The sequence below is a fragment of the Paracoccus haematequi genome (assembly GCF_900631945.1).
Classification (GTDB): Bacteria; Pseudomonadota; Alphaproteobacteria; order Rhodobacterales; family Rhodobacteraceae; genus Paracoccus; species Paracoccus haematequi_A.
Genome location: NZ_UZWE01000078.1, coordinates 1 through 9,681, shown reverse-complemented (window position 1 = coordinate 9,681; position 9,681 = coordinate 1). Strand labels below are relative to the sequence as shown.

The following is a 9,681-nucleotide window of genomic DNA, read 5'->3' as shown; positions in this document are numbered from 1 at the left end:
AACCTGGCACCAGTTCCTCGACGACTTCGTTAGCGATCCTGAACTCGCGCAACGCTTCAAGGCTCAACCGCCGCGGTAACAATCGGCCGGTTACGATCGATCGTTATCTGCGGAAACCTTAGAGGCCTGCTGCTGCCGGTGCATCCTCAAGGCTGCGCCCGCAAGGCTACATGGCCACATGACAAATCAACCCCGCCCCGCCCCCCGCATTTCCCCGAAGGTCCGTGCTGCCATTGAGGCGCGTGTCTGCAAGGGCCTTTCCATCGCCGCCGCGGCAGAAGAGGCCGGACTTTCCCGAACAGGCTTCGCCAAGGCGTTGCAACGTCCTGCGGTGTCCGATCTGCTCAGCCAGACCCAAGCGCGCTTTGTGGCGGAGGTGAACTCCAAGCGCGCGCTTCACCGGGCCCGGGCGCTGGACGTCGCCATGGAGATGCTCAACAGCGACAAGACAGAGGACCGGATCAAGGTAAAGCTGATCGAGATCCTATCTCAGGATGGGAAAGCGCCGGCCGTCTCGGTCCATGTTGACGCCAGCACAACCCACCATGGCGGCTATGAATTTGTCCGGCCAGGGGCGCGTGTCGTGGAGATCGAGGGCGGGGACGCAGAGCCAGACACTGGTTTTCCCACCTGACATGAGATCCCGACGGAAGCTGGGTATCGGCTCCGAGCCCATTTCCGACACTTGCAACGGCCGCAGCAAATGCAGATGCGGTGTAAGTGTCAGGCTTTGACGTCCCAGATTTCCAGGCGGCTACCACGAAGCAGACACCCATCGCCCTTGGCATCTGGTGCAGTCAAGAGCCGACGGCGCCGACCATCGTCCGCCGCATAAATGCTATCGACAGACTAACCCATAGTGGCGACGGGGATGAGGAGAGAGAAATTAAAGGGGCGGTGAAAGCGGGGAGTGTTACGTCTTTGAGGTCTTCTTCGCAGCAAGACGGAGCGGTAGATCTTCTCCTTTCAGATTGAGGTGAGCACCGGCGTGGACCCTGAACGAACCGTCGCGCGCGTAAATCTGCCTGTCCGCGAACCACATGATGATCGAGTTTACCCAAGTCGTTGTATCAAACTTTAGCCCTGGCAAATCCAGGTTGTCCTCGAACGCGCCGATTATCGCCACCTCTGGAGACAGTGGAAACACAAGAAGCGTCTCACGTAGCCCATGACCGGGCGAGATGAGCGGTCGATAGAGCTCATTTCTTGAGAAGATGAGGGCTGTTGGCTCGTCTGACGTGATGAACTGCTCGCCCGGCATCGCATTCACGAACGTCCATTTTCTGTAAGCAAGGGGCTCCAGGATCGTGTCGAGTGTCCGTAACTCGAGTCCGATCAGATGCGTCTGGTCGATCTCGATGTCATACTCCTTACTCTCGTAGAACCTTCGGACCTCCTCATAGGAGACGTCCTTCACCTCTTGTCCTGCCTCTCGCATCTGCCGGCCGATTGCCTCGTAGCGCTCCTTCGTAGACAGGACTTGCCCCATTACCCCTTCAGCGATCCGGCGGTGAAAATCCTCCAAGTTTGCCCGCATCCGAGGGTTTCTCAGAGAAATCCAAGCGATCAGGTTTATCACCGACGAATAGTGATCGTCCGATGGGAAGGACCTTGCTGCAATCACATCCGAAATATCACGGCTGATCTTACCCTCCATCTCGGCGAAAGCATCCTCGATCGAGTTAGGGTCATGGCCTTCGACATCGACGCGGTTGAAGTGCCGCTTGCTTCCGACGTTCCTGACCGTCGTTCGGAAGGTCTTATTTGTCGACTTGTCGTAAACAAAAACCTTCGCCTTCCGGGGGTCGCCACCGTCACCGAAATTTCTCAGGTAGAACTGGGGTATGAAATGATGATTTGCTTTCTCGGCCACGTCTAGACGGTCCTGGACTGATGGAGCCAGACTATCTCTTCGCTGAATACGCCGCCAGACGATACAAAGAAGGGGCAGAGGATCTCACTACAAGCCCGCTAGACTTCTCCTGCCCCAGCATCGCTCCCAAATGCTTCATCAGCCCCAGCGCGCTCTATTCGTCATACAGAGAGGGCATAAGAGCCAGTAGATCAGCGCGCAGCGGCAGCCAGGCGCAGACAACATGCAATTTGCTGCTGCCAAGTCAGCCGTGCCGTAACCTATCACGCTGATCCTCAATCCGTCACACGGCCAATAAACGCTGGCCATCAGCGTGAATGCAGCTGACGGTGGGTGGCCTGATTGGTGGAGTTCCTCACGGGCGGCACAGCGCGATCACCTGCAAGCCGTCCCTGCCCTGTCACAGTCAGCTACTCGGCCGCACCTCCCCTCTTCCTGGGAGCAGAAGGGACGCGCCCAACGTTTGTGCCAAAGGTGAGTGAAGTGGACCTGTCGTAAAGCGAGGTTCATGGTTTAGATGGCTCCCAGATCAACAGAGGAGCGAGACTATGGCCAAGCAGAAGAAGGTTCCGGTGCCGATAAGCGCCATAGAGTCCCGCTTTGTCTCGCAGCTTGGCTTCCTGCAACGATCAATGGAGGCCTATGATGCTGGCGCTCACGACGAAGTGCTCCGTATGGCTGTTGCGCTTCGGACTTTGCTTCACAAGTCTCGGACTTCGCACCCGCTTGTCGAGCAGGTCCATCTGCAGGACACCCCGCTCCTAAGCAGATGCCGGCTTGCCGCAGGAAACCTGATCAGCGAGTTTCCCTTGGCCATGATGATGATGGGAGACGATGAAACAGTCTATGTTCCACTGCTGAACGATTTTCCCTTCGCTCCTTCTCGCTATTTGAAAGCTTCGGAGTGGCAAGATGAGAGGGTTATCGTACTACGAGAAATGGGTCAGGAACAGAGCCTTACACGATGGGACCTGGTGTTGGCTTTAGCCAACCAAGATGGGGGCGCTCACTCAGATCCTGACGGGGTTCCGGAAAACTACTTCGCACTCGTCCACGAACACTTTGGCGGCTTCATCGCTACGATTGGCACAGGTCCTGAAGAAAATATTATTGGCATGGAAAAGGCGACCATGCGGCACATTGCTTGGGAAGCCCACACGTCCTTATCCCAAGCGTGGAAAGTGGAGTTGGGAAAACGTGGATGCCAGTGCAACTCGGGGCGGCAGTTTCGTTACTGCTGCGGAAAGCGTACGGCCTGACGGTTCATGACGCCTTCACCCCTTATAGTTTACCTCGACACCCAAGATTACATCCGCATTTTCAATGAGCCTGATGATGGGCCAGCGCATACGATCCTGCGGCAACTCATAGCCTTCCGGGACCAAGGCAACATCGTAATCGGTTACTCTTGGGTAACTATCCTTGAATTTATAACCCGACCAACTGACAGGCACCGCGAAGAGCGTGTCCGTAGGGGACAGCTAGTCAAAGACATCTGTGGGCAGAATGCGTTTCCCTTTTTCACTGCGTTGAAGCAGGGCGCTCGCTTCCCGAACAAGGGCCTATGGCTAACGGCCCCTGATGGTAGAGTTGTAACCGCCAAGTGGTTTCGGCAGCAAATGGAGAAGCACTATCTTCAACTTGTTACAGAGGAGCGCAACCTAAACCGTTCCCAGCGCCGTCGCCTTAAGACACCTTCGACACTTAAGAAAATCCTTCGCAATACTTCCTCCACTTGGGGGACCAAACGGGAAGACTTTGGCGATATCCCTGTTTCGGACGAGTTCTTGGAAAGCGGGGTAATGGCGCGCTTTCTCAGGGGCGAGTGCTCGGATGCTGAATTTGAGGAACGGCTGAACCGCTGGTTATCAGATCCTGCCGAATTTAGCCGGCTTGTCTACGACTACGCCGACAAGCCAAATCTTTTGGACGAATTTATTGGTCCGAGCATTACCAAAATGGAGTGCGCCCTAAAGCAGGTACAAGAGGCTATCAATACGCTAGATAGCTTGGACAATTCCATTCGTGAACATCGAAGAAAATTGACCGAAGCAGGGCTTGATAAAGCCGCCGCTAGGCGGCTCACGAAGCCGATGCCGCGGCCAACTCTTGACCCGACAGATCTCATTCTGAATATAGAAGATCATGTTGGTAAAGGTCGCGCCGATCATGTTGGGCATTATATGCTCAAGGCGCTTCGGAAGGATTACAGTTTTAAGCCTTCCGACCTCATGGACATTGCGCAATTGTGCTACGTTCCCGACTGTGATCTTTTTCGGTGTGACAAGGCAATGGCAGACCTTTTCCGGGATCATAAGCCTTTCGCAGGTAAACTGGTCGCGAAGTTCGCTGATCTTCCAGGGCGAATAGAAGAACGGCTAGCTGAGTGCGGCAGGTAAGTGGAGATGGTCCCAAAATTACTAGCCGGGTTGATCGGATAAAACGGACGGGCGCAGCCCTGATGTCGCCAGCACCAGAGGCGGCTCATCGGGAAACGATCTGATATCGAACCACTTGAAGTACGTACCGTCTGAATTGCGGCGATCACCTGACGATATCGGGAAGCTGTTCGACGCCTGACGGATCAGCCCAGCGCGGAAAGCGCGAAGGTCCAGCAGCCACCACAGATCAAAACCTGTCTCGGCCGCGTTGGCATGACCGTAGAACAGCCAGTCCCCTTCCCCGTTCACGATCTTCGCCAGTTCGGTCTGATTGCCAGAGGGGAGGCGCGAGCGGATGGTGAAATCGTAGGGGTAGCGGCCGGCATAGCCATGGCGCCGAACGCGGGCAGCTATCCGCACATCCCTGCCGTCCAGCATCAGCAGATCAGTTGCCTGGCGCATATCGAGGTGATCAGGCGCGATCTGCAACAGGTGTGCGCCAACGATCCGCCGAATTTCAGGAATGAAGCGATCCGACCAGCTTCGATTAACGAAATAAGATCCGTCCATGAATGGTGCCCCTACCTGGGCTTAACTGAGAACGCCGGCGGGCGATCTGGACCGCGCGCCGGATGATCAAAGGGGAGTGGCAGATCAGGATACCAGCGCGGCCGGGCGGCTAACGGCATCCAACCCTCGCTCCAAGTCGCCCAGGATCCGGGTGGCGGTATCGACCAACTCGAACAGGGTATCCTCCTCCTCAGGTTCGTCGCCCAGCGCGGCAATGGCACCCATAAGACCGCGGGCCTTCACCGCCTTGCGCTGGAGCCCGTCGAGGTATTCGGTGGCCTCGCTCATGTCCTTCTCGGTGCGCGCCTGATCCGGATCCCGATGCTGGTCATGCCTGCGGTTAAATGCGCTCCGCAGCATAGGCTTGATATCGGCAAAATAGATGAAATCCAGACTGACGCCGGTGGCGGCACAGAACAGCAGGACCTCTGTCTGCAGGGAGGCATCCTCCGCCAACAGATTGGTCTTCAGGTTCTCAGGCAGATCAAGCCCCAGTGTATCGGCTGCGAATTTCAGCCGCCCCATCCGCGTTGCGGGGATAGTGGGCCTGGCACCCTCCTCGACCAGCGCGCGGGCCTCCGCCCAGAAGGGTTCTTGATCCTGCCGCGGAAGGGATTGGCCGTTTGCGGTCAGCGCGATTGCCTTGGCGGCGAAGTCCGCGGCGCATGTGCTGGGAAGCGCCATCATTTTGTCCTCAAGGTCAGCGATCTGAGCAGCAAAGCGTTGGCCGTCTTCATCAGCATGGCCAGCCTGGATGTGACGCTCGGCCTCTTCCGTCAATGCCTGATGCTTCGCAAGCAGACGCAAGATGTCAGTCTGAGCTTCGTCAGACAGACGGATGATGCGAGAAGTGATGGTTTCCCCAGACATGCCGGGGGTGTTATGGCTAATGTCAGCCATGCTCGATCTCCTTCACAGATCGGGTTTCGGTTAGGGCCGGGCAGGTGTTGGTAGCACTTGCTCGGCTCGTCTATTTTGGTATCATAATGTCCATGGCCAAACAAGCACAAAATGATACCAAAAAGAGAATGGGACGCCCCGCGACCGGTCAGGGCGTCCCTGTGATGGTCCGTCTTGCACCGGACTTGCTAAGCTGGCTCGATGCAGAGCGCGCGAAACTTGAGCCAGAACCCTCGCGGCCTGAAATGGTGAGGCAGTTTCTTCAGGCTCAGATGAACTCGGATCCGAACTAGCCCCTTCGACCTGTCAGTCACCCTGTCCAGCCGTCCGCAGGGTGACGTCTGAGGCTGCGCTACGCTGGGTTGGGCAGTTCCAGGGGTTGGGATAGCCCCGGCCCTCTAACCGCGCCCAGCGCAGTCTAAATCCGTGCCAGGTCGACGATGTAGAGGGCACCCTCGGGGGTATGCACATCCAGCGCCGCCCCCGAACGCTGCACTTCCATCCGGTAGCGAGTGCCGCCGACAGGGACAAACCGGATATCGCCATTCTGGATCATGGGGAGTGGGAGGGGTTCGCCGCCAATGAACGGCTCTCCGCCGCCGATCTTCTCCCAAAAGGCTGAAGCCTGATCTTCGTTGATCCCCCAGATAGGACCAAGAGGGGACCAGGCACCGCCGAGAAGCTTCTCCTCGAAAGCTTTCTGCGTGCTCTCTGCGTTCATCCCGATCGGCATCAGCACCTGATTGCCGAAAAACTCCTGCACTCCCCCGATGGGTTCGCCCCGTGGATCCCTAGACTGTCCCAGGGCCGCTTGGATTGCCTCTGTCATGACGGCTTCGTCTCCGTCGAAACCGGGCGCAGCGGCGCGATTGGCATAGAGCGCTTTGGCGAACTGCATCAGGTCCGCCTCTGCCTGCACGGTATCCAGGGGCAGCCCCGCCAGCGCAGGCCTGAAGCTGTCCTGAACGATGGTCCGCCAGTCCTTCTCCTCTGGCATCTGCGCCTGGTGCTGGTCGATGATCGCTTGTCCCTGCAGCGCCTCGGCCACGATATTGCCTGGCCCACCCTTAGCCATGAGAGCGCCGCCCCATGTGGTGACGGCATCAGTATTCAGCGCCTTGAAGACCTGGGCAGCATCTTCCCCGAAGCCTGAGACAATGGCCCCGGCCACAGCAGCCCGCATCTCCACCGGAGAGGTTTTTGCCAGTGCGGCAGACAGGGTGCCGATTTCAGCCTTTGACAGGAAAGCGGGCGTGGTAACGAACCCGGCCTCGACCATGCCGTTCGCATATTCCCGGCGTGCGGCAAGCGACGCGATAAAGGATTGCGGATCCTCCATGTTGATCGCATCGACCGCGGGCGGCTTCTGCGCCAGGCGTTCCTGGGCGTAGGTGATGGGATCGGAAAGAAGGTCGCGCACAGCCAGATCCCGTGCGTCCCTCATGGGCTTCAGCAGATCAAGTTCCCAGCCCTCTCCCACTGGCCTTGCTGCTTCCTGCGCAATCACCGCGTCCATCTCAGATGGTGGTAGCTGGTAAAAGCCAGGCAAGGCTTCACGAAGCGCGATCTTCGATGCAGCCTCTCGCGCTTTCTCAGGGTGCAGTTCCCAGGTCCGGGGATCGTCCAGTAAGGCTTCTCCCCCGGCAAGTCGGCCTGCATCCGCGGCTTGGATCATGACATCAAGCTCTCCACCAACAGCGGCGCTGACTTTCTGGCGGTTCTGCTCTGCGATGCGGGCTGCCGTGTCCTGCGCGCCCAGGATCACGTTCTCGGATTGCTCTCGCGTCCAAGCCACCCCCGGCAGGCTCTCGCGCGCCGTCAGGATATCTTCGAGCAATCCCCGGGCGGATGCGGCCTCATCGAAGTTTCCAGCGGCCAAGGCTTCGGCATAGTCGTTCTGGTATCGCTGGTAGAGCGCGGTGGAAGAGTTGTTCGCCCGTTGCCGCACCTCGCGCTGATGTTCCTCCATGATGCCGAGATACCGACGCTGGCTGTCCTGCGTCAGCCGCGAACGAAGCTCGCCTTTCATCATCGCCGGCGCCGCCTTCACCGCCTGATCGATGTAGGCCTGTGCCGCTTGCTGAAATCCGGCCGGATTGCCGGCGAAGTTCTGCGACAAGCCCATGATGTCGGTCCCGCCCTGCACCAGCATCTCGGACAGATAGCCGGTCTGCGCTGCCGCGCTGGTGGCGAGCATCAAGCCTTCTGCCAAGGGCGAATGCATCCTGGGCTCAATCTTGCCCTCAGAGGTGCGGACCAGCGTTGGAGGGGCCTGCGGCGCCAGCACTTCCGCCGCGCTGTCCTGAACGGTTGGCGCGCCGGGCGCGGTCCCTTGCGGGAACTCGCTGGCATCCCGACCGATGGACGATCCCTGCCCCTCAAAGTCTGCAATGGCGCGGTCGAGTTCAGCGTCGGAAACGTGCTTGAACCCCTCCCATTCCGCCCGCATCGCCTGGCGCTTGCCTTCCGGGGATGATGCGCTGCGGAGGCGGTTGCTTGCCAGATGGGCCGCGATCCGGTCCTGCGTCGTGGCATCGAAAGCGGCATCCATGCCCAGGCCAAGAGCCTTCACCGCGTTGCGCAGCGTGGAGCCGACGATCTGGAACCGACCCGTGGGGGTCGCCACCCGGCCAACCTGCTTCGCGACCCATTGGGCATAGGCTCCGGTAGGCTTGGTGAAGTCCAGCACCTCTCCGATGCTCATCTTGGACACGTCCATTCCGGCGAAGGCCCCGCCCTCCCGCTGTGAGTGCCCGAACAGGGTGGAGTAGTTGCCGCCCCCTTCTGTGCGGTCGATCAGCCCGAGAAGCCCGCCGCTCTGCCCCGGCGTATCAGGGGAGAAGCTGCCCAGATCGCCTCCCGAAGTCGCGGGCTGGGACTGGGGTGCAAGGGGATAAGCATTCTGGCCGATTTGGCGCCGCGCGACCTCGGCCCCGTATTCTGCCTCTGCGGCGTCCAGCGCTGGCTTGAGAAGCTGATACCCTTGCTGCGCCACATCGGCAAAGGCCTTGAACGCAGATCCGCCCTCTGGCCCAACCTGTGAAAAGCCTGAAAGGGGCGCTCGTTTCGTGATCTTGCGAAGTTCAGCCATTGGATCCTCCACGGCGTATCTGGGACAGTTTGAACAGGCTGAGGCCGAACTCGGGCAGCCTTGTCAGGGCCTCCGCCCGGCCTTTCACCAGCGCATTACGGCCCTGCATCCGCCAGTCGGCCGCTTCCTGCATCCGGTTGCCGACCTCGACGCGACGTTCCCGGCCCCGCGTTTCGCGCAGTGCCCGCATGATCTCGAATGTGCCGCCTGTCTGACCGTTGGCGGCAAGCGTGGCGCGGATCGTGGAAAGCTCATCGTTGAGGCCAGTCCGTTCTGCGGTGTCCGCCTGAAGCGCCCGCGTGCGCCCGATGAAGGCATTCCGCTCCGCCTGGGCTTTGTCGGCCTTTGCGGCCTGCATCGCGCCGACTGCTCCGAAGCCGGCCGATGCCATGTTTGCAATCAGGGCTGCTTGGGCCATTGCTCAGCCTCCTCTCCCATCGCCGTGAGGTCGATATTGCGGTTGATCCTGGCCAGCATCGCCGCCCATGTGACGGGATTGGCGACTTCTTCGAGGACGACCGACGCAAGCCGCGGACCGGCTCCATCGCCCATGTCGACCAGGAAATCTTCGCCCTCCCGCAAGCTGCGGCGGGCGCGTTCGACCTGAACGTCAAAAGGATCGGCGCAAACTGGGCTATCGTCCTCGGCGATGTATCGGACGAAATCCTTCACGGGGCCTTGCGGGCTGTCGTAAGTCGGGTGGGGCTTCTTCAGTGTCATTTTGGATTTCTCCGAGAGTTCGAGGAATTTTGACGAATGGTCGAGGATTGGCGCAGGCACAGCCGAGAAGAAGGCGGCGGCTGCGCCTCTTTTAGGGTGGTGCCGCACCCCCAAGGGGCGGCTTCCAACCCAAGGGGGTATGGGGG

At 59.3% G+C, this 9,681-nt stretch carries 9 protein-coding genes; 3 read left to right on the top strand and 6 right to left on the bottom strand.

Annotated elements, in window-relative coordinates; all coding sequences use genetic code 11:
- Positions 1–178: 178 nt before the first annotated feature.
- The gene (locus PARHAE_RS20095; RefSeq protein ID WP_126156280.1) at positions 179–634 is read left to right on the top strand and encodes a helix-turn-helix domain-containing protein; all 456 of its coding nucleotides are present in this window, start codon (positions 179–181) and stop codon (positions 632–634) included.
- Between the two features lie 279 nt (positions 635–913).
- On the opposite strand, the gene PARHAE_RS20090 is transcribed toward PARHAE_RS20095, so the two are convergent.
- Positions 914–1,873 (bottom strand): DUF4238 domain-containing protein, encoded by a 960-nt coding sequence (locus PARHAE_RS20090; RefSeq protein WP_164555333.1) that lies wholly within the window; start codon positions 1,871–1,873, stop codon positions 914–916.
- A gap of 548 nt (positions 1,874–2,421) precedes the next feature.
- Here PARHAE_RS20090 and PARHAE_RS20085 point away from each other — a divergent pair.
- Both PARHAE_RS20085 and PARHAE_RS20080 read left to right on the top strand, forming a co-directional pair.
- Positions 2,422–3,132 (top strand): hypothetical protein, encoded by a 711-nt coding sequence (locus tag PARHAE_RS20085; RefSeq protein ID WP_126156278.1) that lies wholly within the window; start codon positions 2,422–2,424, stop codon positions 3,130–3,132.
- Between the two features lie 6 nt (positions 3,133–3,138).
- Positions 3,139–4,272 carry a hypothetical protein gene (locus tag PARHAE_RS20080; protein ID WP_126156277.1) on the top strand — a complete coding sequence of 378 codons (1,134 nt, stop codon included), beginning with the start codon at positions 3,139–3,141 and terminating at the stop codon, positions 4,270–4,272.
- 21 nt (positions 4,273–4,293) lie between these two features.
- Here PARHAE_RS20080 and PARHAE_RS20075 read toward each other — a convergent pair whose 3' ends face one another.
- The 5 genes from PARHAE_RS20075 to PARHAE_RS20050 all read right to left on the bottom strand — a co-directional run.
- The gene (locus PARHAE_RS20075; protein ID WP_126156276.1) at positions 4,294–4,824 is read right to left on the bottom strand and encodes a hypothetical protein; all 531 of its coding nucleotides are present in this window, start codon (positions 4,822–4,824) and stop codon (positions 4,294–4,296) included.
- An 84-nt stretch (positions 4,825–4,908) separates the two neighbouring features.
- Complete coding sequence (locus PARHAE_RS20070; protein WP_126156275.1) at positions 4,909–5,724, bottom strand: hypothetical protein; 816 nt, start codon at positions 5,722–5,724, stop codon at positions 4,909–4,911.
- 418 nt (positions 5,725–6,142) lie between these two features.
- Positions 6,143–8,815 carry a hypothetical protein gene (locus tag PARHAE_RS20060; protein ID WP_126156273.1) on the bottom strand — a complete coding sequence of 891 codons (2,673 nt, stop codon included), beginning with the start codon at positions 8,813–8,815 and terminating at the stop codon, positions 6,143–6,145.
- A complete protein-coding gene (locus tag PARHAE_RS20055) occupies positions 8,808–9,233 on the bottom strand; it encodes a hypothetical protein (protein ID WP_126156272.1) in 426 nt (141 codons plus the stop codon). The genes PARHAE_RS20060 and PARHAE_RS20055 overlap by 8 nt, the downstream gene beginning before the upstream one ends.
- Positions 9,215–9,681 (bottom strand): hypothetical protein (locus PARHAE_RS20050; protein ID WP_206437037.1); only part of this gene is annotated, 467 nt, incomplete at its 5' end. The genes PARHAE_RS20050 and PARHAE_RS20055, both read right to left, overlap by 19 nt.

What these genes read in the sequence shown, in the direction of transcription:
- PARHAE_RS20095 (WP_126156280.1), top strand. Translation starts at nt 179, where the DNA reads ATGACAAATCAACCCCGCCCCGCCCCCCGCATTTCCCCGAAGGTCCGT.
- PARHAE_RS20085 (WP_126156278.1), top strand. Translation starts at nt 2,422, where the DNA reads ATGGCCAAGCAGAAGAAGGTTCCGGTGCCGATAAGCGCCATAGAGTCC.
- PARHAE_RS20080 (WP_126156277.1), top strand. Translation starts at nt 3,139, where the DNA reads ATGACGCCTTCACCCCTTATAGTTTACCTCGACACCCAAGATTACATC.
- PARHAE_RS20075 (WP_126156276.1), bottom strand. Translation starts at nt 4,824, where the DNA reads ATGGACGGATCTTATTTCGTTAATCGAAGCTGGTCGGATCGCTTCATT.
- PARHAE_RS20070 (WP_126156275.1), bottom strand. Translation starts at nt 5,724, where the DNA reads ATGGCTGACATTAGCCATAACACCCCCGGCATGTCTGGGGAAACCATC.
- PARHAE_RS20060 (WP_126156273.1), bottom strand. Translation starts at nt 8,815, where the DNA reads ATGGCTGAACTTCGCAAGATCACGAAACGAGCGCCCCTTTCAGGCTTT.
- PARHAE_RS20055 (WP_126156272.1), bottom strand. Translation starts at nt 9,233, where the DNA reads ATGGCCCAAGCAGCCCTGATTGCAAACATGGCATCGGCCGGCTTCGGA.